This window comes from Micromonospora sp. HB375 (assembly GCF_017872985.1).
Classification (GTDB): Bacteria; Actinomycetota; Actinomycetes; order Mycobacteriales; family Micromonosporaceae; genus Micromonospora; species Micromonospora chalcea.
In genome coordinates this window covers 2,503,755-2,528,866 of the sequence record NZ_JAGGJO010000001.1, presented here as the reverse complement: position 1 = coordinate 2,528,866, position 25,112 = coordinate 2,503,755, and the positions used below count along the sequence as shown (strand labels likewise).

The following is a 25,112-nucleotide window of genomic DNA, read 5'->3' as shown; positions in this document are numbered from 1 at the left end:
GATCGGATGCGTCGCTCGTTCATCGTGCTCCCTTCGCCGTGGACCGGACCACCGTCTGCGCGACGGCCTCCGCCGGGTCGAGCGTCGTGGCCGGCCAGCCGCCGCTGCCCCGTCCCGCCCGCGCGGCAGCGATCATGTCGGTGGTCGAGCGCCCGTCGAGGTACGGCACCACCACCGTGTGCCCGCCCCAGCGGGCCAGGATCTCCGACTCGGGCAACGTCTCGGCGCCGCCGCCGCTGGCGTAGTCGCCGCCCTTGACCCAGATGTCCGGACGCAGCCAGGACAGCGCCGCCTCCGGGGTCGGCTCGTCGAAGATCAGCACCGCGTCGACGCAGCCGAGCGCGGCGAGCAGCCGGCCCCGGTCGCCCTGCGGCACGACCGGGCGCTCCGGTCCCTTGAGCCCGGCCACGCTGGCGTCGGAGTTGAGGCAGACCACCAGGCAGTCGCCGAGTTGCCGGGCCGCCTGGAGCGTCGCCACGTGCCCGGCGTGCAGCAGGTCGAAGCAGCCGCCGGTGGCGACCACGGTGCCGCCGGCCGCGCGTACCCGGGCCACCACCTCACCGGCCGCCCCGGCGCCGACCCGGTCGCCGCCGCCGGTGACCACCGCCGGGGCCACCGCCCGTACCGGGGCCGGCAGCGCGGCGGCCACGCCACCCCCGGCCACGTACGCGGACGCCTGCGCGACCGCCTCCTGCACCGCCTCGGAGACCAGCGCCCCACGGGCCAGCGCGAGCGTCGCGGTGGACGCGAAGCGGTCCCCCGCCCCGCAGGTGTCCCCCTCGGCCGGTGGCGCCGGCACCACCAGGGGCGTGGATCCGGCGTGACAGAGCAACGCGCCGTCCCCGCCGAGCGTCACCGCGACCGCGCGCGCCTGCCAGCGCCGGCGCAGCGCCTGCGCGCTGCGGGACGCGGCCGCGAGGCGGGACCCGCCCGGCGGCGTCTTGGCCAGGTCGCGGGCCTCCGGCTCGTTCGGAGTCGCCAGGTGCACCCCGGGTACGGCGGCCGGACCGCGCGGATGCGGGTCCCAGACCACCGGCGCCCGGGTGGCGGCCAGCGCGGCGCGCAGCGCGGGATGCCCGGCCACGCCCCGGCCGTAGTCGCTCACCAGCACGGCGGACGCGTCGGCGATCAGCCGCAGCACGGCGTCGCTCGGCTGACCGGGCACACCGGCCGCGCCGCCCCGGTCGTGGCGCAGCAGCACCCGGCCGCGTACCCGCAGCCGGACCTTCTCCGGGGTGGCACCGGCCAGCGGCAGCGCGTACAACCGCACCCCCGCGGCGGCGAGCAGCGTGCCGATCCGGGCCCCGCCGGCGTCGTCGGCGACCGCGGTGACGAGCGCGACCTCGGCGCCCTGAGCGGCCGCGAACACCGCGGCCAGGCCGGCGCCGCCGGGACGGTCGACGGAGGAGGTCTCGTCCAGCACCGGCACCGGGGAGTCCGGGCAGAGCCGGTTCACCAGACCCTCGACGTCGCGGTCCAGCAGCGTGTCCCCGAGCACCACCACCGGCCCCCTCATGCCCGGCCTCCCGGTCCGGCGGGCGCCGCCGGGTCCGGGTCGCCGAGCACCACCTCGACGCCGGTACGCACCGGTTCGGCCGGCGCCGGGGCGGCGAGGGCCGCCGGCAGCGCCCGTTCGACGTACTCGCAGAGCACGTGCGAGGCCACCAGATGCAGCTCCTGCACCACCTGCCCGTCCGGCGAGTCGATCGCCAGGTGCTCGTGGCAGAGGTCGGCGAGGGGGTTGGGCGCGGGGCCGGTGAAGGCCCAGGTGCGCAGGCCGGTCTGGTGGGCGGCGTGGGCGGCGGTGAGGAGGTTGGTGCTGGTGCCGCTGGTGGTGAGGAGCAGGAGGATGTCGTGGGGTCGGCCGTGGGCGCGTACCTGTCGGGCGAAGGTTTCGTCGTAGCCGTAGTCGTTGGCGATGGCGGTGAGGGCGCTGGTTTCGGCGTGGAGGGCGATGGCGGACAGGGGTTGGCGGTCGTGGCGGAGTTTGCCGACGAGTTCGGCGGTGAGGTGCTGGGCTTCGGCGGCGCTGCCGCCGTTGCCGGCCACCAGCAGCCGCCCGCCGGCGGCGAGCCGCTGCGCCAGATCCTCACCCCAGCGGGCCAGCATCCGCTCCGACTCCCGCAGCGGCAGCAGCGCGGCGGCCAGCAGCGCCAGGTGGTCCTCCAGCAGCGTGCCGCCGGCGGCCGGCGGGGTCGCCGTCATCAGGCGACCACCCGGGTGGGACGGCCGACGCTGGCCACCTCGCCGTACAACTCGGTGAGGCGGTCGGCGGTGGTGGCCCACGAGTAACGGGTGCGGGCCCGTTCCAGCGCCGCGGTGGCGTAGGCGAACCGGCGGATCCGGTCACCGAGCAGACCCCGGATCGCCGCGCCGAGCGCCGCCGGATCGCGGGCCGGCACCAGGTCGCCGGTGCGGCCGGGCACCACCGTGTCGATGAGCCCGCCGACCGCGGTGCCGACCACCGGCACGCCGCACGCCATCGCCTCCAGCGGGGTGAGCCCGAACGGCTCGTACCAGGGTGCGGCGACGAGCACGTCGGCGGACCGGTACCAGCGGCCCATCTCCTCCCGGGGGACCGCGCCGACCAGCCGCACCCGGTCGGCGACGCCGAGCGAGCGGGCCAGCGTCCGCAGGCGCAGCGCGTACGGGTCGGTCTCCAGCAGTCCGGCCGGCGGGCCGCCGACCACCACGCACTCGGCGTCCGGCACCTCGGCGACGGCCCGGATGACGTCCTGGAAGCCCTTGCGCTCGACCAGCCGGCCGACGGTGAGGATGCGGGCCCGGCCGCCGTCACGGTCGGCGACCGGGCCGAGCGGGGCGAACGTGGACAGGTTCACCCCCGACGGCACGACTGTCATCCGGGAGCGGGGCACACCCATCCGGACCAGCTCGGCGACCTCGTCCTGGCACTGGGCGACCACCCGGTCCACCGAGCGGCCCAGCTTCCGCTCGTGCTCGACCCGGCCCGGCGGGCTGGTGTCCTGCGCGCCCTGGTGGCGGCGCTTGACGGTGCCGAGCGCGTGGTAGGTCTGCACCACCGGCACGCCCGCGCGGCGGGCCGCGGCGAGCCCGGCCAGCCCGCTCATCCAGAAGTGCGCGTGCACCACCTCGGGCTGCCAGTCGCCGGTGCGCCACCGGTCGGCCAGCCAGTTGCCGAACGCCGGCATGTACGGCAGCAGGTCGTCCTTGGCCACCGGCTCGGCCGGCCCGGCCGGTACGTGCACCACCTCGTACCCGTCCGGAGCACGCACGCTCACCGGCAGGTCCACCGCGTCGAGCCGGGTGTAGACCCGTACGTCGTGACCGGCGGCCGCGAGCGCGGCGGAGAGCTCCGCGACATGCGTGTTCTGGCCACCGGCGTCCTCCCCGCCGAGGACGGCGAGCGGGCTGGCGTGCTCCGAGATCATCGCGATGCGCATACTTCCTCCTCCAGCAGCCGGTCCCAGTCGGCGAGGAAACGCTCCAGGCCGTAGCGGCCCCGGGCGGCGGCCCGCGCCGCGGCGCCCGCCCGGCGGGCGGACTCCCTGTCGTCCAGCAGGCCACGGGCGGCCTCGACGAGCGTGTCGACCCGGGTGGACAGCGCGCCCGCCTCCGGCGGGACGGCTTCCACCGCTTCGGTGGTGGCCAGCGCCACCACCGGCATGCCCATGGTCATGGCCTCGACGAGGCTGAGGCCCAGTGAGGTCCAGCGGCACAGGTGCAGGTAGGCGCGCCGTTTGGCGAGTTCGGCGTGCATGGCGTGCTGGGGTACGTCGTCGTGGCTGGTCAGCCGGTCCTCGGGCAGTCCGAGGTGGGCGGCGAGACCGGCCACCTTCATGCCGTAGACGTCGAGCGGGGCGAGCGCGGCGAACCGGGCGAGCAGGTCGGTGCCGGTGACGCGCCAGCGGCGTACCGGCTCGTTGATGACCACGGCGAGGCGGTCGAGTTCGCCGGTCCATTCGACGGCGGGCGGTACGACGCCGTGGTCGACCACCGTGGTGCGGGTGCCGCCGTTGTCCCAGAACAGCTCGTTGAACGCGGTGACGTGGGTGAGCAGCAGGTCGTCGCGGTCGGCCATGGGATGACGGGTGTTCGGCACGTCGCCTTTCGGCGTGTTGTGCTCGACGTAGATCGCCGGGACGTCGCGTCCGGGGCGGCGGCCGAGCCACTCGGCGGCCAGGTCGAGTTCCTCCGGGCGCTGCAGGATCACCAGGTCCACGTCGGCGCCGCGCAGGTCTTGCGGCGTGACCTCGACCGCGCTGTCCGGCCACGGGTAGGTGCGCGCCCGGCCCAGCCCGTACGGGCTCCGGTCCGGCGTGACCGGCACCAGGTAGCGGTGCTTGCCGTGCACGAAGGACGTCGTCCACGACCCGTGGACGTGCCACAGCAGGATGTTCATCCGACCACCCCGCCCGCCACCGGCGCCGGCACGCCGAGCAGCCGCAACGCCTCCAGCACCCGGCCCGGCTCGACCGCCGACAAGCACGGGTGACCGGGCACCGGGCAGACGGTGGCGCGGGTGTCCCGGCAGGGCGCCGCCGCGTCACCGAGGCGCACTGTCGGCACCCGGTAGGGCCCCCACTGCCCGAACGGCACCGTGGGCGCGAACAGGCTCACCACCGGCACGCCGAGCGCGGCGGCCAGGTGCGCGGGGCCGGTGTTGCCGACCACCAGCGCGCCGGCGCCGGCGACCACAGCGGCCAGCTCCGCCAGCCCGGTACGCCCGCCGAGGTCGACGCCGCCCGCCGCCGCGACCCGGGCGGTCAGCTCCCGCTCGTCCGGCCCGCCGGTGACCACCACCCGGTGACCGGCCGCGCCGAGCACCCGGACCACTCGCGTGGCCAGTTCCTCCGGGCAGGCGCGGGTCTCCACCGAGGACCCGGGATGCAGCACCACGTAGCCGGGCGCCCCGGCCTCGGCCGCGGGTGGCGGAAGCCGGTCGGAGCGGATGCGCAGGGCGGGTTCGTCGTGGCCGGGCAGCGCGAATCCGGCGGCGGCGGCGAGGGACAGGGCGCGTTCCGGTTCGGGTACGCCGGCCGGGACGCGGTGGCGCACGTCGAGCAGGCTGCCCGGGTAGTCATCGCTGATCGCGCTGATCCGGGGCACCCCGGCCAGGCGCAGCAGCAGCGCCAGCGGCAGCGCGGACTGGTGGAAGGAGGTGAAGACGACGGCTTCGTCGGCGCGTACGGCCGCGAGCCGGTCGGTGAGCGCGCGCATGTCACCCGGGTCGACGGGCGGGGCGGGCGCGTCGATCCACGGCAGCGGCGCTTCGATGATCTCGTCCACGCCGGGCAGCAGTTCGGCCGCCGCCCGGCCGCGTGGCCCGCACAGCAGCACCACCCGCTGCGCGCCGGCCGCCACCGCGCGGATGCCGGGACCGGTCACCAGCACGTCACCGGCGGCGTCGCTGCGGACGACGAGGACCGTGCCCCGGCGGTTACGGCCCGCGCGTTGCGGCGCGGCCGTGAGGCGCATCCTGGCCAGCACTGTGCTCACCGCGTCCGGCAGGTCGGCGGCAACTGTGGGCGCGGCGGCCACCTCGGCAGCCCGGGTGGCCGGCGTGGGCACCATGATCGTGGCAGCGCCGGCCGCCGCGGCGGCGGCCGTGTCCGCGCCGATGTCGCCGATCAGCACGCACCGGGTCGGCGTGGTGCCGAGCGCGCGGGCTGCCTCGTGTACGAGCCCGGGCGCCGGCTTGCGGCAGGCGCACCCGTCGGCTTCCGCGTGCGGGCAGATCGCCCAGTGGTCGAAGGGCCCGAGCAGTTCCTCCACCCGGGCGTTGACCAGCCTCAGCTCGTCCGCGGTGAAGCAGCCGCGGGCCAGGCCGGACTGGTTCGTCACCACGGCGAGCCGCAACCCGGCCGCCCGCAACCGGTCCAGCGCCTCCCGGGCGCCCGGCACCGGCCGTACCTTCTCCGGGTCGCCGTTGTACGGCACGTCCTCGATCAGCGTGCCGTCCCGGTCCAGCAGCACCGCGTCGTAGAGGCCGGACGGGAACCGGTCAGCACCCGGGTCAACCCGGGCTGACCTGCACTGATCCCGCTCCTGGTCCCGTCGCACGGGCGGCGGGTTCCCGAGCCCCCGAGGAGTAAACGTCGACGTCGGCGCCAGGCGCGCCCCGCCGGTGCCGGCGCACACGTTGCCACGACCGTTCCGGTCCGGCGATACCCGCCGCCCCCGAGAAGCTAACCCGCATCGCCGTTAGCGGCGGCCCGGGGCGGGGTACCGGTTGGTGATGGCGGTTGTGGAGAAAGTGATCGACGCACCTCCGGAGCAGGTCTTCGAGGTGCTCGCGGACGGGTGGACGTACAGCGACTGGGTGGTGGGCACCGTGCACGTGCGGGACGTGGACGACACGTGGCCCCGGGTCGGCAGCAACCTGCACCACCGGGCCGGGCCCTGGCCGTTCTCGCTGCAGGACAAGTCCACCGTGCTGGAGTGCCAGGCGCCGCACCGGCTCGTGCTGCGCGCCGGGTTGTGGCCGGCCGGCGAGGCGACAGTGGCGTTCGCTCTGGAACCGCTGGAGGACGGCCGGACCCGGGTGACCATCGGCGAGGACTTCGCCGCCGGGCCGCTGCGGTGGGTCCGGACCAAGCTCAACGACCTGGTGCTGCATCTTCGCAACCGGGAGACGCTGGCCCGGCTGTCCGACATCGCGACCCGGCAGAAGCCGGAGCGGGATCGATCCCTCGGCGGGGCGTCTGTGCGGCCGCCGCACGGCCCACTGGATACCCTCTCAGATGAACCTGTCCGCTGACCGAGGATGTCCGTGATGATCGAACCCGTGCAGTTACCCTCCCCGTGGGGGGATGCGCGCCTGACCGTCGTCGTTCCGACCTACAACGAGGCGGGCAACCTCCCGGTGCTGGTCGAGCGCCTGCTCGCGCTGCCTCTGCCGGGGCTGAAGGTGCTGGTCGCGGACGACAACTCCCCGGACGGCACCGGTGAGGTCGCCGACAAGCTGGCCATCGAGCACCCGGACCGGGTGACGGTGGTGCACCGCCCGGGCAAGGAGGGCCTCGGCCGGGCGTACGTGGACGGCATCGGCCGGGCGCTCGACGACGGCGCGGACTTCGTCGCCCAGATGGACGCCGACCTGTCGCACCCGCCGGAGGCGCTGCCCGGCATGCTCGGCGCGCTGCTGTCCACGCAGGCTTCGGTGGTCATCGGCTCGCGGTACGTGCCCGGCGGTGAGCTGGACGAGAACTGGCCGCTGTACCGGCGCGCGCTCAGCGGCTGGGCCAACCTGTACGTGCACACGCTGCTGCGCGTGCGCATCCGTGACCTGACCGCCGGCTTCAAGATCTGGCAGGCCGAGGCGCTGCGCGCGATCGGGCTGGACCGGGTCCAGTCGAACGGCTACAGCTTCCAGGTGGAGATGCACTACCTCGCCACCAAGCTGGGCCACACCATCCTGGAGGTGCCGATCCGCTTCGAGGAGCGCCGCGACGGCGACTCGAAGATGACCACCGCCACCAAGATCGAGAGCGCGTTGATGCCGTTCAAGCTGCGCAGCCGGCACCGCAACCTCGACTCCTGATCCGCCCTGCCCTGCCGCGCGCCCGCAACGCGCCCTCACGCCGCTGTCACGGCGCGTGAGGGCGCGCTCGCCCCGCCATGTCCCGCACCCCGCGCCTTTGCTCTGCCGCCACCGGCGCAGCACCGCGTTGACCTGGGGCGCTCTCCCGGCGCCACGGCCCCACCCAGGCGCAATCAAGCACGCTGCGTAACCAACGCCGCATGCCTCACCGCTCCACCCCGCCACCCCGCCACCCCGCCACCCCGCCACCCCGCCACAGGCGCGATCTTGCAGTTTGGTGCCCGGCAAAGCCTGGCAAAACCGGCATCCCTCGGGCGCCAACTGCAAGATCACGCGGGACGGTGCCGCTTCCCGCCCTCATCTCGCCAAGTGAGATCAGCAACCCGCATCCCGGGAACTGGCGCAGATCTTGGTACGAAACGGCCCTCATGGGGGCCGTTTCGTACCAAGATCTGCGGGCCGCGCCTGTGCCCGGTGACGTACTGACTGCGGTTAGGTGCCTGATCGTCGCGCGGGTGTGTCAAGGGAGTGTTCGGCCAGCCTGCCCGTGCCGGGTCGCCGTGTTCCGAGGGGCGAGACCGCCAGGCCGCCCCTCGCCAGCCGCCACGCCGCACGCCCACCCGCCTGTCGGTGGGCGAGCTTCCGGTGCCAGGCGTCCTGCGGTTGGCGGAGTCGGGCGGTCAGCCGCAATGGGTGCGACCGGAGGTCAGCCAGGGCGAGCGGACGTCGGCGGAGGTCAGCCGCAGCGGGTGCGCTGACGCGGGCCGGACCCCACTGCCGCGAGGGCGCGGAGGACGGCAGCGGCGAGGGTGGTGCCGCGCAGACGCGGTCAGCGGTAGACGGCGCGGTGGGCGGCGGCGATCGTGCGGGCGTACACCGCGCCGGTGACGGCCCGGTCGCGGGCCAGCGCGGCCCGCGCCGCGTTCGCCCCCGGCGCGCCGTGCACACCGCCGCCGGGGTGGGCGGAGGCGCTGGCCAGGTAGAGCCGGTCCACCGGGGTGTCGGCGCGGCCCAGGCCGGGGATCGGCCGCAGGAACAACTGCTGGTACGCGGCGGCAGTGCCACCGCCGAGCGCGCCGCCCACCAGGCTCGGCTCGGCGGCCTCCAGGTCGGCCGGGGCGGCCACGTGCCGCCCGACGACCGAGGCCCGGAAGCCCGGCGCCGCCTCCTCCAGCACCTCCTCCATCCGCTCCACGTGCCCCGCGACGTCCTCGGCCCGCCAGTCCCGGCGGAACGGCAGGTGCGTGTAGGACCAGAGCGACTCGGTGCCCGGCGGCGAGTGGCTCGGGTCGGCCACCGACATCTGCCCGACCAGCAGGAACGGGTCCCGGGGCAGTTCGCCGCGGGCCAGTTCGGCCGCGTACGTGGTGAGCCCGTCGAGGTCCGCGCCCAGGTGCACGGTGCCGGCGCCGGCCAGTTCCCGGTTCTTCCACGGCACCGGCGCGGACAGCGCCCAGTCGACCTTGAGCGTGGAGCCGTCCCACTTGAAGTGCGCCAGGTCCTCGACCATCCGGGGCGGCAGCGCCGCCGCGCCGACCAGGTCGAGGAAGAGCGCCGGCGCGGGCACGTCGGCGAGCACCGCGCGGCGGGCCCGCCAGGAGGTTCCCCCGGCGGTACGGACGCCCATCGCGCGGCCCCGGGCGGTGAGCACCCGCTCGACCCGGGCGCCGTACTCGATCCGCCCGCCCCGCTCGACCAGCCGGGCCACCAGCGCGTCGGTGATCCGCTGGGCGCCGCCGACCGGCACCGGCCAGCCCACCTGCTGGCCGAGCATGGCGAGCAGCCAGCCGTACACGCCGGAGCCGGCCTCCTCCGGGGACAGGTCGGTGTGCAGGGCGCAGCCGGCCAGCAGGACCGTGCCGCCCTCGCCCTCAAACAGTTCCGCGCCGAGCTTGCGGACGGGCAGCAGGAGGCGGCGGGCCAGACGGAGCGCGCCACCGACCCGGAGTTGCCGCAGCAGGCCCAGCCCGCCGCGTACCGGCGGGAACGGGGTGGTGATGGTCTGCAGCATCGGCTCGGCCACCTGGCGCCAGTCGGCGTACGCGTGCCGCCAGCGCTCCCCGTCGCCGGGCGCGAACGCCTCCAGCGAGGCCGCTGTGGTGTCCAGGTCGCGGTTGACCACGGCGGCCCGGCCGTCCGGAAGCAGGTGCGCCAGCACGTCCGGGGCGTGCGTCCAGGACAGACCGTGCCGTTCCAGGCTCAGCCCGTCCAGGACCGGAGATGCGTACCCGAGCGGGTAGAAGGAGCTGTAGAGGTCGCTGAGGTAACCGGGCGCTGTCACGTACGCGGAGCGGACGGCCCCACCGGGCGCCTCGGTGGCCTCCAGGACGGTGACGTCCCAGCCGGCGTCCACCAGCAGGTTCGCGGCCACCAGCCCGTTGTGCCCGGCTCCGATGACGACGGCGTCGGCGGTCGAGGTCATCGGATCCGCCTACCCGGCCGGTCACCGGGCGAAACGCGTTTGCCCGGCCCAGGCCGGGGCAAGCAGGGCCGCATGTACACGGTTGCGCAGCTCATAGGTGGAGTGTGGGGTGCCGGCGGCGAGGGCGGCGAGCTTGTCGTCCACGATCCGGCGGACGGGTCGCCGGTGACCCGGACGCCGGTGGCGACCGCCGACGAGGTGGCCAAGGCGGTGGAGGCGGCCCGGGGCGTGGCGGCGGAATGGGCCGCGACCCCGACCGCGGAGCGGGCCGCGGCGCTGCACCGGGCCGCGGACGCGGTCGAGGCGGCGGCCGGAGAGCTGGCCGAGGCGACCACCGCGGAGATGGGCAAGCCCCTGGAGGACGCGCGGGGCGGGGTGGCGGCGGGCATCGGCACGCTGCGACAGTACGCCGAACTGGCGCCGGTCCGGGGCGGCCGGACGCTGCACGGCGCGCACGACGCGCTGGACTTCATGGCCCCCGAGCCACGCGGCGTGGTCGCCGCGATCACCCCGTGGAACGACCCGGTGGCGGTGTCGTGCGGCCTGCTCGGCGCGGCCCTGGTCACCGGCAACGTGGTGGTCCACAAGCCGAGCGAGCGTACCCCGGCCACCGGCTGGCTGCTCGCCCGCGCGCTGGACTCGGCGTTGCCGGCCGGGGTGCTGTCGCTGCTCAGCGGCGGCGGCGAGGTGGGGGCCGCGCTGTCCGGGCAGGACGTCGACGTCGTCGCCCACGTCGGTTCCACTGCGACCGGCCGGGCGATCGCCGCCGCGGGCGCCCGTACCGGCGCGAAGGTGCTGCTGGAGAACGGCGGCAGCGACCCGCTGGTGGTGGACGCGGACGTCGACCCGGTCTGGGCGGCCGAGCAGGCGGCGCTCGGGTGCTTCGCCAACGCCGGTCAGATCTGCGTTGCGGTGGAACGCGTCTACGTGCACCGGGACGTCGCCGAGGGCTTCCTGGACGCGCTCGTGGCGCGCGCCGAGGCGCTCACCGTGGGCCCCGGCCGTGACCCGGAAACGCAGCTCGGCCCGCTGGTGGACCGGCGGCACCGGGACCACGTGCACGGTCAGGTGACGGCCGCGCTCGCCGACGGCGCCCGGGTACGCGCCGGCGGTGTGCTGCCGGAGGGGCCGGGCGCGTTCTACCCGGCGACAGTGGTCGAGGGGTGCCGGCACGACATGGCGCTGGTCCGCGAGGAGACGTTCGGGCCGGTCGCCGCGGTGGTGGTGGTCGACTCGTTCAGCGAGGGGCTGCGCTGCGCGGCCGACTCCCCGTACGGCCTGGCCGCCACCGTGCTGACCGGCTCGATGAGCCACGCCCAGCGCGCCTGGCGGGAACTGCCGGTCGGCACCGTGAAGATCAATTCGGTGTTCGGCGGGGCACCGGGGGGCGCGGCCCAGCCGCGCCGGGGCAGCGGTCAGGGCTTCGGGTACGGCCCGGAACTGCTGGACGAGTTCAGCACCGTCAAGGCGGTGCACCTTCAGGCGCCGGGCGGCGGCCACTGGTGAGATGGCACGACACGAGCCCGGGACCGAGGCGGTCCCGGGCTCGACGCGTACCCCCAGGGGTCAGCGACCCCCGCGGGCCTTGCGGGTCGCGTTGTTGTTGGCCTTCTCGATCGCCTTGACCAGTTCCGGCTTGGTCATCCGGGACCGGCCGCGCACGTCCAGTTTCTTCGCCACCTCCATGAGGTGGTCCTTGCTGGCGTTCGCGTCCACCCCGCCGGCCGTCGGCGCGCGCCGGGCCGGGCCGCCGCCTTCGGCCTGCTCGTCGCTGGGCCCCTTGCGGCCCTTGGGCTCCCAGTGGTCGCCCACCTTCTCGAACTCGTGCTTGACCGCGGCGAAGGCGGTGCGGTGCGCCCGCTCCCCCTCGCCGTACGTCTCGACCGCCGAGTCGTGCGTCTTCTCCCAGGTCCGCTGCGCCTTCGCCGGGGAGCGCCGCAGCGTGCTGGGCAGTACCTCGCGCCCGGGCATCTCGTCCTCCTCCTGGAGTCTCGATCGGCTGCCTGGTGTGGTTCCCTCCCGTCCGGCGGGCAAACCGGCGCCCCGGTTTGTCGATTTCCCCCCGGGGGTACCGCCCCGCCACGCCCGGTGGCGGAGCCTGGAGGAGGCGGACATGACCGTGACGACACCACAGACGGTCGGCGGCCGGACGCGGTCCCGTCTCCCCCGCCGGATCCGCCAGCTCAACTGGCGTACCTGGCGGGGCGTGCTGGTGCGCAGCGGCAAGGGTTTCGTCACCGACAACTGCGCCGACTGGGCGGCGGCGCTCACCTACTACGGGGTGCTGGCGCTGTTCCCGTCCACGATCGTGGTGGTGGCGCTGGTCGGCCTGGTCTCCGACGGCCCGCGCACCGTCGACACCGTGATCGACCTGGCCGGGGAGATCGGCGCCGGCTCGGTGGTCGGCAACGACGCGTTCGTGGGTGTGGTGCGCAACGTGGTCGAGCAGCAGGGCTCGGCGAAGGTGCTGCTCAGCTTCGGTCTGCTCGGCGCGCTCTGGTCCGCGTCCGGGTTCATCGGCGCGTTTACCCGCGCCTCCAACGCGATCTACGGGGTGCGGGAGGGCCGTCCGTTCTACCGCCTGCGCCCGTTGCAGATCGGCATGGCCGCGGTGACGATCGTGCTGCTCGCGGTGGTGGCCACCGGGTTGATCGTCAGCGGCCCGGTCACCGACGCGGTGGGTGACCTGCTGCACGCCGGCGCGGTGGCCCGCACCACGTGGTCGGTGGCGAAGTGGCCGCTGCTCGCCGTGGTCGCCATGACGCTGCTGTCGCTGCTGTTCTGGATCGCGCCGAACGTGCAGCAGCCGCGGTTCCGCTGGCTCACCCCGGGCGGCGCGCTGGCGCTCGTGGCCTGGGTGCTCGCGTCCTTCGGCTTCGGCCTGTACGTGGCCAACTTCGGCTCGTACGACGTCACCTACGGCAGTCTCGGCGCGGTCATCGCGTTCCTGGTGTGGCTCTACCTGTCCAACTGCGCGTTGATGCTCGGCGTGCAGGTCAACGCCGAGCTGCAGCGCGGGCGGGCGATGCAGGCCGGGGTCGAGGAGCCGGACGACCCGGTGCTGCCGCCGCGCGCCCCGGCCGACGACGAGAAGGCGGACGGGCAGCGGCCGGCCGACCGGTTGCCGCCCGGATGACCGGCTCTCCCGGCCGGCGCCGGTTTACCGGCGGTCCCCCGGGGCATCTCCCAAGGCATGGAACGTGGCAGCAGCAAGCACTCGCCCAGGGTCGACGACCAGATGAGCAGCGAGGTCAGCGGTCTCGTCCAGAGCGCCGGCACCGGCGGTTCGCGGGCCGAGGAGTTCCGGATCCCGGAGCCCGCCGGCGAGGACCAGCCGGAGGCCACCACGGCGCCGGCCGGGGAGCTGCGCAGCGGCACGCCGCAGGGCATGAGCTCCGAGGACGTCGAGGCGCGCAGCCGTCTGGGGCGGTTCATCACGATGACCGCCCTGCCCGGCGACCGGGAGGCGCTGCTGGCGAACGCGCGGGAGAACGAGGCGCCGACGGACATCGTCGCCGCTCTGGAGACCCTGCCCGCGGACGCCCACTACCAGACGATCTCCGAGGTGTGGGCCGCACTCGGGCACAGGAACGAGACGACGCGCTGGTGAGCGGGCCGGCCCACGGCCCGTACGAGACACACACCGGCGGAACAGGAGGAACCCCGACATGAGTGGCGTTACCGAGCACGTGGACGTGGACGTCCCGATCCGGACCGCGTACGACCAGTGGACCCAGTTCGAGGAGTTCCCCCACTTCATGGACGGCGTGCAGGAGGTGCGGCAGCTCTCCGACACGATGACCCACTGGACCGTCGAGATCGCGGGCGTGAAGCGCGAGTTCGACGCCGAGATCACCGAGCAGCTGCCGGACGAGCGGGTGGCCTGGCGCTCCACCGGGGGCACCCAGCAGGCGGGCGTGGTGACCTTCCACCGCCTCGACGAGGGGCACACCCGGGTCACGCTGCAGATGGAGTTCGAGCCGCACGGCGCGGTCGAGCAGGCCGGCGACAAGCTCGGCGTGGTCGACCGGCGCGCCAAGGGCGACCTGGAGCGGTTCAAGCAGTTCATCGAGCGGCGCGGTCAGGAGACGGGCGCCTGGCGCGGTGCGGTCGACCGGCCCATCCCCTGAGGCAACCTCCCCCGCCCTCAGCGGTCCAACGCGGCAGCCAGCGCCTCGGGCCGGCTGAGGGCCAGCAGATGCCCGCCGGGCAGGCGCTCGGGCGTGACGCCGAGCCGCTGATGGGCCACCCGGGTCTGGAACTCGGCCGGGAAGAACCTGTCCGCGCCGCCGCTCAGGACCTCGGTCGGCACGTCGGGCCACGCATCAAGCGGCCAGGGCTGCGCGAACGGCGTGCCCGACTGCGGTGACCCACCCGCCATGGCCTGGTCGGTGATGTCCTGCGGCACGTCGTGGAAGAAGTACACCAGCGGATCGAACGGCCCGTCGGGAGAGCGGCCCTCGCGCCTGTCGCACTCCCGGCGGGCCTGGTCCTGCCCGGTGTTGGTCCACCAGTCGCCGCCGGTCTCACCGGGCGCCGGGATCATCGCGTTGACCAGGACCAGCCGTGAGACCGGCAGCCGACTGCAGACCAGTGGCGCGGTCAGGCCGCCCATCGACTGGGCCACCACCACCAGGTCCCCGCGGTCACCGGCCGCCTCGACCACTGTTTCCGCGTACTCCGGCAGTCCCGCGCTGTCGTCCGCGGCCGGGAGGTCGACGGCGATCGCCTCGTGGCCGCGCTGCTCCAGCAGGGGAACCAGGCGGTGCCAGTACCAGGCGTCGCCGCCGGCTCCCGGGATCAGGATGCACGTCGTCACGGTGCGAATTTAGCACCAGAGAGTGCTGTAGCGATACCATCAGCGGATGGCGCGCGCATACGACGATCCCTGCGGTCTGGCCCGGGCGCTCAACCTGGTCGGCGACAGATGGGCGTTGCTGATCGTCCGTGAGTTGCTGCTCGGACCGAAGCGCTTCACCGACCTGCGGCGCGGCCTGCCCGGCGCCAGTCAGAGCATGCTCACCGCCCGGCTCGCCGAGTTGGAGGAGGCGGGAGTGGTGCGCCGGCGGCGTCTCGGGCCACCGGCGGGCGTCCGGGCGTACGAGCTGACCGAATGGGGGCGGGACCTCGAACCCGCCCTGCTGGGGCTGGCCAGGTGGGGCAGCCGGGGTCCGCTGACCTCGTCGGCGCAGCTGAGCGTCGACGCGCTGGCCCTCGCCATGAAGACCACCTTCGACCCGGCCGCGGCGCGCGACTTCGCCGTACGGTGTCAGCTTCTTCTCGACGGCGACAGCCTGCTCGTCACCGTCGAGGACGGACGCGTCGACGTGGTACGCGCCGACGCCGCCGATCCCGACCTGGTGATCCGGGCCGGCGCCGGGACCTTCCGCTCGCTCATCTTCGGTGGCGTGCCGTTGCATGCCGCCGACGTCGCCGTCCGGGGCGACGGCGAGGTCGCGGCCCGCCTGCTGCGGCTGTTCCGGCGCCCCACGCCGGCCAATGGCCCACAGTGACGAAGCGAATGCTTTCAGCTACCTCTCAGGTGGCGTTGGTAGTCTCCCGGCGCGGCGTGATCCATTATGGACGCCGTTGATCTCGTTGCGGCACAAGGGTTCCAGGTGAATCTCTCCCCGGATCCCGGGTGCCGCACGTCCGGTGGCCGTCAAGGGAGATGTTCGTGGTGTTCAAGAGGATGCTGGGCGCGTTCGGGGTGGGCGGCCCCGCTGTCGACACGGTCCTGGCCAATCCGGGTACCCGCCCGGGGCTGATGCTGGGCGGGCAGGTGAACCTGACCGGCGGCAGCCACGACGTGGAGATCGACCACATCACCGTCGGGCTGGTCACCCGGGTGGAGATGGAGGGCGCCGAGCAGGAGTACGACGCACTCGTGGAGTTCCACCGGGTCCAGGTCGCCGGCGGTCTGCGCCTGTCCGAGGGACAGCAGATGTCGCTGCCGTTCCAGGTGGCGATGCCGTGGGAGGCGCCGGTGACCGACCTGTACGGGCAGCGCCTGCACGGCATGACGATGGGACTGCGCACCGAGGTGGCGATCCGCGGCGCCGTGGACAAGGGCGACCTCGACCCGGTGTACGTGCACCCGCTGCCGGTGCAGGAACGCATCCTGGAGGGCTTCGGCCGGCTCGGATTCCAGTTCAAGGGCGCCGACCTGGAACGCGGGCACATCTCGGGCCTGCGCCAGAGCCTGCCGTTCTACCAGGAGATCGAGTACTACGCCGCCCCGCAGTACGCCCACGCCGTCAACGAGGTCGAGCTGACCTTCGTCGCGAACGAGTACGGCGTCGACGTCGTGCTGGAGTTCGACAAGCGCGGTGGCCTGTTCTCCGGCGGCCATGACTCCTTCGGCCGCTACCACGTCGCGCACACCGACGCCGACCAGGTCGACTGGGCCGCTCAGGTCGACGCGTGGGTCCGCCAGGCCCTCGACGGCTACCAGAGCATGCACGCCGGCCACGGCTACGGGCAGCCCGCCTACGGCGCGCCCGGCTACGGACAGCCCGCCTACGGCGCGCCCGGCTACGGGCACGCCGCGTACGGCCACCACAAGGAGGAGCACCACGAGCGGCACGGCGGCCCGGGCATGGGTGCCGTCGCCGCGGGCGTGGTCGGCGGCGCCGCGCTCGGCTTCGCCGGCGGGATGCTCGCCGACGAGGTGTTCGACTCCTTCGGCGACGACGAGGGCGACGACGAGGAGTGAGCCCCGGGGATCCACAGTGGATCTCTTGTACCGCTTCATGATCTAATTCCGTCAGGTTTGTCCGCAACCGGTCGGATTGCCCGACCGGAAGTCGAAGGAGTGTGCATGCCCGTCACCGCCGACCTCACCAAGCTGGTCGACAAGGCCTACCAGGACAAGACCCTCACCGAGATCGTCGACGCCCCGGTGTCCGCCCTCGCCGGGGTCAGCGACGGCGACGCCAAGCTGCTCAAGGACGCCTTCAACATCACCACCGTCGGCGACCTCGGCCGCAACCCGTACTTCCGCACCGCCAACGCCCTGGTGGCCCTCACCGGCGCCAAGTAGCGCCATCGCCGATGCCCGGTGGCCCGGGAAGCGTTCCGGGCCACCGGGCATCGGGATCGAAACGAGCCGGGACCGCGGCTGTCGCCGTGCCCGGCCGTTTGCGATCATCCGGTCCGGGTACCGCAGGGGAATGACCGACAACGACCGCCACGTGTGGCGCGACGAGGACCGCACTCCCCTGCACGAGCTGGACCAGGCCATCGCCCGGTCGGCCACGGACGGCCAGGGCGACGACGTCACCGCCAACGACGCCGGCGAGGAGGCCGCGTTCGGGCACGGCCCGGAGGCGGTGGACCGGGGCGCCGGCCCGGAGGCCGAGCGGCGCGAGATGACCGATGCGGACCGGGCCTACCGGCCGTCGACGATCGGGCGGACCGGCCCGGACAGCATGTGATCCCCGGACGGCTGCGGGCACCCGCGCCGATGCCCGTGGCCGCCGGATTCATGCTCGGCCGATACGACAAAAAGTGCGGTACGGACAGCCAGGAAAACGGACAGCCCATCCAGAATCGGCCGAACGGCTGACGGCACTCCCCCTGTCGCGCGCAAGACTTTCGGGATGCAACAGGGCTCCGGTTTCCTCTCCAACCGTCAGCGCAAGCTCGCTTGGCTGGGCTTCCTGCTCGCCTCGATCCAGGCTCCGGTCTCCGCCCGGTTCACCGAGGACAGCTCCTGGCTGTTCAGCCTGGTGGTCGCGCTGATGGTCGCGACCGTGATCATCGCCGACGACGGCGCGCGCCGCCGTCCGGCCGACGCCCGCTCCTCCGACTGAGTCAGCGTGTGCCCGGGCGCGCCTCGTGCCCCGGCATCCCCCGGCTGCGGCGGCGTTCCTTCATCTCGGCCTCGTAGAGGTGCCGCCGGCCCTCGACCAGCTCGTCGCGGGCCTGCCGGTCCAGCTCCCGGAAGAGCGCGTAGTACCCGTCGTCGAAGTCCTCGACGATCTGGAACGTCCACCGCCCGGCGATGACGTTGCGCCCGAGCAGCTCCCGGTCGATCCGCTCGGCCAGGCCCGGGTGCCCGGCGCGGCGGAACATCTCCACGGCGTCGTCGAGCATCAGATCGGCGTGGCCGATCAGCTGATGCAGCTCGTAGAGGTGCCCGCGTGCCCGCTCGACGCACTCCAGGGCCTCGCTGAGCCTGCCCAGCGCCTCGACCGTGGCGTCACTCACCCCGTCGGGGCGGCGGTGCGCCCGGTCCGGGCCGTCGGCCAGATGTCCCATGGTGTCCCTCCGTGGGGCTGCTGCGTGCTCCTCGTGCCGGACTTCTGCCCCCGCACGGGCGACTCAATCCCCGCGGACGACGTGGCCGCTCTCCCGGACGACCCCGCAGTCCGCCGGTCGGCCGAGGTCGGTCCGCACCGGGCGGCGTTAGCCTCGGACACCATGCGCGTGCCGAACAACCGGGTCGCGACCCGCTCCGCGGCAGTGGCCGCGCGGTCGACCCTCACCACGCTGACCGCCGCCGTCGGCACCGCCGGCCTCGCCGCGGCCCACGCGAGCCCCGGGCTGCTCGCCGAGGTCGACCAGCACGCCGCCGGGGTACGCGACAGCCTCCACGGCGACCGCCACCCGCTCACCGTGGCGGCGCTCGCCGGATACGCCGAGGGGCTGCGCGACGCGGCGGCGGAGCACGGCTGGACGCCGCCGGCCGAGCCGGTGGACTGGTCCGCGCCGGACTGGGTGCTCACCCGCCTGCTGGCGGTCTGCCTGCTGGCCCGCGGACTCGACCCGCGTCACCTGGCCTGACCGGCAGCCGGCCGGACCCGGACACGGTTTCGGGGCGCCCGCCACCATCCCGCGGACACCCCGTCACCCGTTGCCGTCAGCCTCCCGGCCGGCGGAACTGCTGCGTCTCGTCGCCCATCTCGCCGGAGCGGTACGTACCCGCGCCCGACATCGACGACTGCGGCGCGGCCGGCGTCGGCTGCCCGCCCCGGTCGGCCATCTTGCGTTCGTAGTCGCCCCGGCCGGCCTGCTGCGCCTGCCGCTGCTGCCGGATCGCCCGGGACTCCTCGGCGGCCCGGTGCAGCCAGCCGTCCCAGCGGTCCTGCATCGGCTTGACCAGACCACCACCGACACCGACGATCAGGATGCCGGCCACGGTGGCGAGGAAGGCCACGAGCACCGGTGTGGTCACCGTGGTGGCGATACCCACCTGGTTCAGCGCGGCGATGATGCCGAGCGCCAGGATGAAGATCGCTGTCACGTCGGCCAGCACCCGGCCGTACGAGAGCCCGCCGAGCGCGCCGGAGACCAGGTCCCGGACGGCGTTGGCGATGGCGGCGGCGATCACCACGATCACGATCGCCACGAAGGCTCTCGGCAGCCAGGACACCACCCCGCGGATCAGGTCGCTGATCGCGTTCGGCCCCCACACCCCGAAGGCGAACTGCAGGGTGAACAGCAGGACCGCGTAGTAGGCCAGTTTGGCCAGGATGTCGCTGGCGTCGTACTTGGTGCGTTCCAGGGCCCGTTTGATACCGCCCCGTTCCACGGCGCGGTCGAACCCGACCCGTTCCAGTGCCGCGTCCACGATTTTGAGTACGGCTCTAGCGATGAGCCAACCCACGACGAGAATCGCGATGAACGCGATCGCCCGCGGTACGAAGAGCAGCACCGACCTCCAGAAGTCGGTCCAGGCCGCACCGATGTCGACCTGCCCGACCGCGAGGGTTTTCGGCATGATGTCCCTCCTGTCGCGTGAACTGCGCCGCCCGCATACCCGGTGACCTGGGCAGCACTCCGAGCCGGACCGGGCCAATTTCCCGACATGGGTGATCGAACCGGCCGTGACCTGCCCGAACGTCCGCGCCGCCGGAAGCCGGGACCCGCCACGAACGCATGATCGGAACCAGCCCGCCACGCTCCGGTTAGGCTGCGGTCATGCCAGGCACCGTCGGTCGGGTTCCCACACCGCCCGCCCCCGCACCGGGAGCGCCCGCCGATCCCGTCGTCCACGGGCCGCCCGCGCAGACCGGTCATCCGTGGGCCGGCACGCCGCTGGGCGCACCGCAGGGCTGGGATCCGGCGGTACGCGCCGTGATGGACGTGGTGCTCGCCTCCCCGGTGCCGATGGCGCTGCTCCTCGGCGACGACCTCGTCGTCTTCTACAACGACGGGTACGCCGAGCTGATCGGCGACCGGCACCCGCACGCGCTGGGCCGGCCGGCGGCCGAGGCGTTCGCCGAGGTGTGGCGTGATCCCGGCGCCGGCGAGGCGCTGGAGCGCGTCTACCGGCACGGTGAGCCGTTCCTGCAGCGGGAGGCGGTGCTGCCCGCCGACCGGCAGGGTCCGGCCGAGCCGGCCGTGTTCACCCGCGGGCACTGCGCGGTACGCGACTCCACCGGCCGGATCGTCGGCGTGCTCACCGTCTCGGCGCAGACCACCCAGCTGACCCAGCAGTTGCAGAGCCTGAGCGACTTCGCGGCGGCGCTGTCCGGCACGCTCACCCTGGACGACGTGGCCCGGGTGACGCTGCGCTACTGCCTGCACTCCTTCGACGCGGACCGGGTGTCGTTCGCGGTGGACGAGGGCAGCGCCTGGCGGTTGGTCCGCCGCATCCGCGGCGAACTGCTCGACGAGGCCGACGAGCGGCTGCCCCCGCTGTGGCGGCGGATGTCCGCCGAGTCGGCGCTGCCGGCGGTGGTGTCCGCGCGCAGCGGCGTGGCCTCGTTCACCGCCGACGGCCAGCCGCTGCGCGGCGTCGCGGCGGACCGGCACGACGAGAAGATCCGCGCGCTGGCGGCGCTGCCGCTGCGCACGAGTGTGGTCCGTGGCTCGCTCACCATCGGTTACCGGGAGCCGCGTCCGTGGTCCCCCGCGGAACGGGCGCTGCTCGCCGCGTCGGCGGAGCTGGTCGGCCAGGCCGCCGAGCGGGCCCGCCGCTTCGAGACCCAGCACGGCACCGCCCAGATGCTGCAACGCAGCATGCTGCCGGAGCGGCTGCCGGACCTGCCCCGGCTGCGTATCGCCGCCCGGTACGACCCGGGCGTGGACGGCAACGCCGCCGGCGGCGACTTCTACGACGCGTTCCTGCTGCCCACCGGCGCGCTCGGGGTGGTGCTGGGCGACGTGGCCGGGCACGACGTGCAGGCCGCCGCCCGGATGGGCCAGGTGCGCGCCGCGCTGCGCGCGCTCGCCCTGGTCGACCCTCGCCCGGACGCGGTGCTCGACGGTCTGGACCGGCTGGTCGCCAGCCTCGGCGTCGAGGGCGGCACCCAGGAGCTGTTCGTCACAGTGGTGTTCGGCGTGATCGACGCGGACCGGGAACTGGTCACGCTGGCCAGCGCCGGGCATCCCGCGCCGCTGATCCGGCGCGCCGGACCCGACGCGGCGGTGGCCGAGTTCGTCGACGTGCCGCCCGCTCCTCCGCTGGGCCTGGGCGGGCGGGCGCGTACCGCCACCGTGCCGTTCCGCCCCGGTGACACCCTGCTGCTCTACAGCGACGGCGTGGTGGAGCGCCGCTGGCAGGACGTGGCCGCCGGGATGGCGGGGCTGGGCGCGGCGGTGACGGGAGCGGCCGGCGGGGACCCGCGCGCGCTGTGCGCTGTCGCGACCGCCGCGGTGCCGGGCGCCACCGAGGACGACGTGGCGGTGCTCGCGGTGGAGTACGCGGTCCGGCCGAGCCGGTCGGCGAGCATGGAGGTGCCGGCCGAGCCGACCGCGCCGAGCCGGGTCCGGCACTGGATGACTGCGCAGCTCACCGAGTGGCAGGTGCCCGAGGCGGTGATCGGCGCGGCGGTGCTGTGCACGAGCGAGCTGACCACGAACGCGCTGCTGCACGCCGGCACCGCCGCCCGGGTCGAGGTCGACCTGTCCGCGGAGCGGCTGCTGGTGTCGGTGGCCGACTCGGGCACCCGGGGTCAGGTGACCCGCGCCCAGACCGACACGCTCAGCAGCCGGGGCCGTGGGCTCGGCCTGATCGAGGAGCTGAGCGACGCCTGGGGGACCGACCCGACCGTACGCGGATCGACTGTGTGGTTCGAGATCCTCATCCCGGCGGACGGACCGCGCGTCGGCGACGCCCCGGCCGGGTAGGAGCCGGACATGACCGACGACAAGCGCCGCGGTGTCCTCTTCGACGTGGACGGCACCCTGGTCGACACCACGTACCTGCACACGGTGAGCTGGTGGGAGGCGCTGCGCCAGGCCGACCACCGGGTGCCGATGGCGCGGATCCACAGGTCCATCGGCATGGGCTCGGACAAGCTCCTCGACCACCTGCTCGGCGCGGAGCGCGACCGGGACGCCGACGGCCGGCTGCGCGACGCCCACGACGCGCTCTACGGCGAGTACTGGGAGCGCCTCACGCCACTGCCCGGGGCGCGGGAGCTGCTGCGCGCCTGCGCGGAGCGCGGGCTGCGGGTGGTGCTCGCGACCTCGGCCGCCGAACACGAGGTGACCGCGCTACGGGCCGCGCTGGACGCCGACGACGTGATCGACTCGGTCACCTCGTCGGCCGACGCGCGGGAGAGCAAGCCGGCGCCGGACATCCTGGTCGCCGCGCTGGAGCAGTCGGGGCTGGCCGCCGAGCGGGTGGTGTTCGTCGGCGACTCGGTCTGGGACGTCGCCGCCGCCGGCAAGCTCGACATCCCCTGCATCGGGCTGACCTGCGGCGGCACCGGCCGCGCGGAGCTGGCCGGCGCGGGCGCGGTCGCGGTGTACGACGACCCGGCCGCGCTGCTGGACGCCCTGTCCGACAGCGCCATCGCCTCGCTCGGCTGAGCGGCGGTCAACCGGCGGGCGCGCGCAGGCTTAGCCGGGTCCGCTTCGGGGCACTGCTGGACTCCACCGCCCGGCCGCCGGGCGTCGGAAGGGTGGTGCCGTGGAACCGGTCGATGTCGCGTTCGCTCTGCTGGGCGTCGGTGCGCTGCTGGCCGGGGTGCTGCCCCGGGTGCTGGAGCGACGGCCGCTGTCGATGCCGATCGCGTTCCTCGGGCTCGGCATGCTCGTCTTCGTGCTGCCCACCGGTCTGCCCACACCGGATCCGCTGCGTTGGCCGGAGCTGACCACCCACCTCACCGAGGTCGGCGTGATCGTCGCGCTGATGGGCGCCGGCCTGAAGATCGACCGTCCGTTGAGCTGGGCCCGCTGGTCGTCGACGTGGCGGCTGCTGGCGATCGCCATGCCGCTGTGCATCGCCGCGGTGGCGCTGCTCGGCTGGTGGTGGGCCGGGCTGGTGCCGGCCGCGGCGCTGCTGCTCGGCGCGGCGCTCGCGCCCACCGACCCGGTGCTCGCCTCCGACGTGCAGGTGGGCGAACCGACCGATGTGGAGGACTCCGAGGACGAGGTGCGCTTCGCGCTCACCTCGGAGGCGGGCCTGAACGACGGGCTGGCCTTCCCGTTCGTGTACGCGGCCATCGCGATCGCCACCACCGGGCTCGCGCCGTCCGGCTGGCTCGGCGAGTGGTTCGCGGTGGACGTGCTCTACAAGCTCGCCGCCGGGGTGGGCGGCGGGCTGCTCGTCGGCTGGCTGCTCGGCAAGCTGTTCTTCCGCGCCCCGAGCAAGCTGCGGCTGGCCCGGCACTCCGAGGGGTTCCTCGCGCTGGCCGCGACGTTCCTCGCGTACGGGCTGGTCGAGGTGATCGGCGGGTACGGCTTCCTGGCCGTGTTCGTGGCCGCCCGGGCGATCCGGGCCGCCGAGCGCACCCACGAGTTCCACTCCGTGCTGCACGACTTCGCCGAGCAGGTGGAGCGGCTGCTCACCGTGCTGTTGCTGCTGCTGTTCGGCGGCGCGGTGATCGGCGGGCTGCTCGCGCCGCTGACCTGGCCGGCCGCGCTGGCCGGGTTGGCCCTGGTGCTGGTGATCCGGCCGCTGGCCGGGTGGCTGTCGCTGCGCGGCGCGCCCGGCAAGCCGGCCGAGCACTGGGTGATCTCGCTGTTCGGCATCCGCGGCGTCGGCTCGTTCTACTACCTGGCGTACGCCACCAGCAAGACCGACTTCCCGCAGGCGGAGCTGGTCTGGGCCACAGTCGGTCTCGTGGTGGTGGTCTCGGTGGTGGCGCACGGGATCGCCGCGACACCGGTCATGCAGTTGCTGGACCGGGAGGGTGAACGCACCGGCGAGGACACGCGGGCCGGGTCGGCGGCTCAGCCGGTGGGCGCCACCGGCTGAGCGCGCCCCGGTTCAGCCCAGCCGGGCGGCGAGCGCGCGGCCGAGGTCCCGGCCGGAGCGCCAGGCGGTCTGCACGCGCGGGCGGCCGAACGCGTCGCCGGCCAGGCCGATGCCGTCGTCGTCCAGGTGGAACGTGGCATCCCCGGCGTGCGCGGCCGGGGTCGCGTACGTCCAGCGGTGCACGTGGGTCGACAGCGCCGGCTCGGGCAGCCCGAGCAGGTCGCGTACCGCCTGCTCGATCGCCTCGCGGGCGGCGGTGGGCTGGAGCAGGTGCCGGGCGGCGAACCCGGCGGTGGTGTGCGCTACGAGCACCGGCGCGCCGTCGCCGCGCCGGTCGCCGTCGTCGCAGACCAGGCTGAGCACCGGGTGGTCGTTGACGAACGCGCCCCGGAAGTCCGCCCAGCGGCGGGCCGGGAAGTGCAGCACCCCGGTCAACGCGGACGACCACCGCTGCGCGGCCACCGCCCGGGTCGCCTCGGCCAGCGCCGGGTCCAGCAGCAGCGCGGCCTGCGGGCCGGGCATGGCGAGCACCACCGCCTCGGCCTCGGCGCCGTCGGCCCGGGGGCCCGGCTCGACTGTCATCACCAGCCGGTTGTGGGTCACCGGAAGGTCGCCGGCCAGGTGTTCGACGAGCGAGCGCAGCCCGCGTGGGGCGGCCCACCGCATCGGGCCGGTGACCTGCTCGCGTCCGCCCGGCCCGTACGCGGCGAGCGTGTCGGTCCACTCCCGCGCCAGCCCGGCCGCCCGCCACCGGTCCACCACGGCGGCGAAGTCCGGGTCGTCGACGGTGAAGTACGCGGCGCCCAGGTCGGCCGGGCGGCCGTCGAAACGCTTGCTGGCCATCCGCCCGCCGGTGACCCGGGCGCGCTCGCGCAGCCGTACCGGGATCCCGGCCCGCGCCAACTCGGTCGCGCACGCCACTCCGGCGATGCCCGCGCCGACCACCACCACGCCCGCCCGGTCCGTCGTCACCAGGTGATCGTAGGCGGCGGCCGGCATGAACCCGGCGGCCC

26 protein-coding genes are annotated in these 25,112 nt (G+C 74.4%); 15 read left to right on the top strand and 11 right to left on the bottom strand.

Going from position 1 to position 25,112, the window contains the following annotated elements; all coding sequences use genetic code 11:
* Positions 1–19 precede the first annotated feature (19 nt).
* The 5 genes from J3R08_RS11765 to J3R08_RS11745 are packed head-to-tail and all read right to left on the bottom strand — an operon-like array spanning position 20 to position 6,042.
* Entirely contained in the window at positions 20–1,516 is a 1,497-nt protein-coding gene (locus J3R08_RS11765) for a PfkB family carbohydrate kinase (RefSeq protein ID WP_104115452.1), read from the bottom strand.
* Positions 1,513–2,205 carry an SIS domain-containing protein gene (locus tag J3R08_RS11760; RefSeq protein ID WP_043325027.1) on the bottom strand — a complete coding sequence of 231 codons (693 nt, stop codon included), beginning with the start codon at positions 2,203–2,205 and terminating at the stop codon, positions 1,513–1,515. Before J3R08_RS11760 ends, J3R08_RS11765 begins: the two co-directional genes overlap by 4 nt.
* Complete coding sequence (locus J3R08_RS11755; protein ID WP_043325028.1) at positions 2,205–3,422, bottom strand: glycosyltransferase; 1,218 nt, start codon at positions 3,420–3,422, stop codon at positions 2,205–2,207. The genes J3R08_RS11760 and J3R08_RS11755 overlap by 1 nt, the downstream gene beginning before the upstream one ends.
* Positions 3,407–4,381 (bottom strand): glycosyltransferase, encoded by a 975-nt coding sequence (locus J3R08_RS11750; RefSeq protein ID WP_209961133.1) that lies wholly within the window; start codon positions 4,379–4,381, stop codon positions 3,407–3,409. Before J3R08_RS11750 ends, J3R08_RS11755 begins: the two co-directional genes overlap by 16 nt.
* The gene (locus J3R08_RS11745) at positions 4,378–6,042 is read right to left on the bottom strand and encodes an HAD-IIIA family hydrolase (RefSeq protein WP_113973171.1); all 1,665 of its coding nucleotides are present in this window, start codon (positions 6,040–6,042) and stop codon (positions 4,378–4,380) included. The genes J3R08_RS11750 and J3R08_RS11745 overlap by 4 nt, the downstream gene beginning before the upstream one ends.
* Before the next feature lie 175 nt (positions 6,043–6,217).
* On the opposite strand from J3R08_RS11745, the gene J3R08_RS11740 reads away from it, so the two are divergent.
* Positions 6,218–6,739 carry an SRPBCC family protein gene (locus J3R08_RS11740; RefSeq protein ID WP_307189071.1) on the top strand — a complete coding sequence of 174 codons (522 nt, stop codon included), beginning with the start codon at positions 6,218–6,220 and terminating at the stop codon, positions 6,737–6,739.
* Positions 6,740–6,754: 15 nt separating this feature from the next.
* On the top strand, positions 6,755–7,522 hold the full coding sequence (locus tag J3R08_RS11735) for a polyprenol monophosphomannose synthase (protein WP_043325031.1): 768 nt from the start codon (positions 6,755–6,757) through the stop codon (positions 7,520–7,522).
* 829 nt (positions 7,523–8,351) lie between these two features.
* On the opposite strand, the gene J3R08_RS11730 is transcribed toward J3R08_RS11735, so the two are convergent.
* Positions 8,352–9,944, bottom strand: a complete 1,593-nt coding sequence (locus J3R08_RS11730; protein ID WP_209961131.1) for an NAD(P)/FAD-dependent oxidoreductase — start codon at positions 9,942–9,944, stop codon at positions 8,352–8,354.
* Between the two features lie 72 nt (positions 9,945–10,016).
* On the opposite strand from J3R08_RS11730, the gene J3R08_RS11725 reads away from it, so the two are divergent.
* Positions 10,017–11,450 carry an aldehyde dehydrogenase gene (locus J3R08_RS11725; RefSeq protein ID WP_064448757.1) on the top strand — a complete coding sequence of 478 codons (1,434 nt, stop codon included), beginning with the start codon at positions 10,017–10,019 and terminating at the stop codon, positions 11,448–11,450.
* Between the two features lie 60 nt (positions 11,451–11,510).
* On the opposite strand, the gene J3R08_RS11720 is transcribed toward J3R08_RS11725, so the two are convergent.
* Positions 11,511–11,915 carry a ChaB family protein gene (locus J3R08_RS11720; protein WP_043325033.1) on the bottom strand — a complete coding sequence of 135 codons (405 nt, stop codon included), beginning with the start codon at positions 11,913–11,915 and terminating at the stop codon, positions 11,511–11,513.
* Between the two features lie 142 nt (positions 11,916–12,057).
* Here J3R08_RS11720 and J3R08_RS11715 point away from each other — a divergent pair, with 142 nt between their 5' ends.
* From J3R08_RS11715 to J3R08_RS11705, 3 genes are read left to right on the top strand one after another with little or no spacing between them, the layout of a single operon-like run.
* The gene (locus tag J3R08_RS11715; RefSeq protein ID WP_064448758.1) at positions 12,058–13,080 is read left to right on the top strand and encodes a YihY/virulence factor BrkB family protein; all 1,023 of its coding nucleotides are present in this window, start codon (positions 12,058–12,060) and stop codon (positions 13,078–13,080) included.
* A gap of 57 nt (positions 13,081–13,137) precedes the next feature.
* Entirely contained in the window at positions 13,138–13,554 is a 417-nt protein-coding gene (locus J3R08_RS11710; RefSeq protein WP_043325035.1) for a DUF2795 domain-containing protein, read from the top strand.
* Positions 13,555–13,612: 58 nt separating this feature from the next.
* Positions 13,613–14,074 carry an SRPBCC family protein gene (locus J3R08_RS11705; protein WP_030499861.1) on the top strand — a complete coding sequence of 154 codons (462 nt, stop codon included), beginning with the start codon at positions 13,613–13,615 and terminating at the stop codon, positions 14,072–14,074.
* Positions 14,075–14,091: 17 nt separating this feature from the next.
* Here J3R08_RS11705 and J3R08_RS11700 read toward each other — a convergent pair whose 3' ends face one another.
* The gene (locus J3R08_RS11700; protein WP_209961128.1) at positions 14,092–14,763 is read right to left on the bottom strand and encodes an alpha/beta fold hydrolase; all 672 of its coding nucleotides are present in this window, start codon (positions 14,761–14,763) and stop codon (positions 14,092–14,094) included.
* Positions 14,764–14,809: 46 nt separating this feature from the next.
* Between J3R08_RS11700 and J3R08_RS11695 the strand changes: the two genes are divergently transcribed.
* The 5 genes from J3R08_RS11695 (at position 14,810) to J3R08_RS11675 (ending at position 17,758) form a co-directional block, all read left to right on the top strand.
* Complete coding sequence (locus J3R08_RS11695) at positions 14,810–15,457, top strand: helix-turn-helix domain-containing protein (protein ID WP_209961126.1); 648 nt, start codon at positions 14,810–14,812, stop codon at positions 15,455–15,457.
* 164 nt (positions 15,458–15,621) lie between these two features.
* Positions 15,622–16,659: a sporulation protein gene (locus J3R08_RS11690; RefSeq protein WP_209961124.1), complete on the top strand. Its 1,038-nt coding sequence runs from the start codon at positions 15,622–15,624 to the stop codon at positions 16,657–16,659.
* A gap of 105 nt (positions 16,660–16,764) precedes the next feature.
* On the top strand, positions 16,765–16,986 hold the full coding sequence (locus J3R08_RS11685; RefSeq protein ID WP_018788305.1) for a hypothetical protein: 222 nt from the start codon (positions 16,765–16,767) through the stop codon (positions 16,984–16,986).
* Between the two features lie 130 nt (positions 16,987–17,116).
* On the top strand, positions 17,117–17,380 hold the full coding sequence (locus J3R08_RS11680) for a hypothetical protein (protein WP_030270328.1): 264 nt from the start codon (positions 17,117–17,119) through the stop codon (positions 17,378–17,380).
* Positions 17,381–17,545: 165 nt separating this feature from the next.
* Positions 17,546–17,758, top strand: a complete 213-nt coding sequence (locus J3R08_RS11675) for a hypothetical protein (RefSeq protein WP_209961122.1) — start codon at positions 17,546–17,548, stop codon at positions 17,756–17,758.
* 1 nt (position 17,759) lies between these two features.
* On the opposite strand, the gene J3R08_RS11670 is transcribed toward J3R08_RS11675, so the two are convergent.
* Positions 17,760–18,206: a hypothetical protein gene (locus J3R08_RS11670; RefSeq protein WP_030499855.1), complete on the bottom strand. Its 447-nt coding sequence runs from the start codon at positions 18,204–18,206 to the stop codon at positions 17,760–17,762.
* Positions 18,207–18,368: 162 nt separating this feature from the next.
* On the opposite strand from J3R08_RS11670, the gene J3R08_RS11665 reads away from it, so the two are divergent.
* Positions 18,369–18,731 (top strand): DUF6401 family natural product biosynthesis protein, encoded by a 363-nt coding sequence (locus J3R08_RS11665; protein WP_209961120.1) that lies wholly within the window; start codon positions 18,369–18,371, stop codon positions 18,729–18,731.
* 76 nt (positions 18,732–18,807) lie between these two features.
* Here the strand turns inward: J3R08_RS11665 and J3R08_RS11660 are convergent, their stop codons facing one another.
* Positions 18,808–19,668, bottom strand: a complete 861-nt coding sequence (locus J3R08_RS11660; protein WP_043325037.1) for a hypothetical protein — start codon at positions 19,666–19,668, stop codon at positions 18,808–18,810.
* Between the two features lie 200 nt (positions 19,669–19,868).
* Between J3R08_RS11660 and J3R08_RS11655 the strand changes: the two genes are divergently transcribed.
* The 3 genes from J3R08_RS11655 to J3R08_RS11645 all read left to right on the top strand — a co-directional run bounded on the left by J3R08_RS11655 (position 19,869) and on the right by J3R08_RS11645 (position 24,099).
* Positions 19,869–22,022, top strand: coding sequence for a SpoIIE family protein phosphatase (locus J3R08_RS11655; protein WP_043325038.1), 2,154 nt, complete (start codon positions 19,869–19,871; stop codon positions 22,020–22,022).
* A gap of 9 nt (positions 22,023–22,031) precedes the next feature.
* Positions 22,032–22,709 carry an HAD family hydrolase gene (locus tag J3R08_RS11650; RefSeq protein ID WP_043325039.1) on the top strand — a complete coding sequence of 226 codons (678 nt, stop codon included), beginning with the start codon at positions 22,032–22,034 and terminating at the stop codon, positions 22,707–22,709.
* A 100-nt stretch (positions 22,710–22,809) separates the two neighbouring features.
* Positions 22,810–24,099 (top strand): sodium:proton antiporter, encoded by a 1,290-nt coding sequence (locus J3R08_RS11645; protein WP_043325040.1) that lies wholly within the window; start codon positions 22,810–22,812, stop codon positions 24,097–24,099.
* 12 nt (positions 24,100–24,111) lie between these two features.
* Here J3R08_RS11645 and J3R08_RS11640 read toward each other — a convergent pair whose 3' ends face one another.
* Positions 24,112–25,050: an NAD(P)/FAD-dependent oxidoreductase gene (locus tag J3R08_RS11640; RefSeq protein WP_043330356.1), complete on the bottom strand. Its 939-nt coding sequence runs from the start codon at positions 25,048–25,050 to the stop codon at positions 24,112–24,114.
* Positions 25,051–25,112 lie beyond the last annotated feature (62 nt).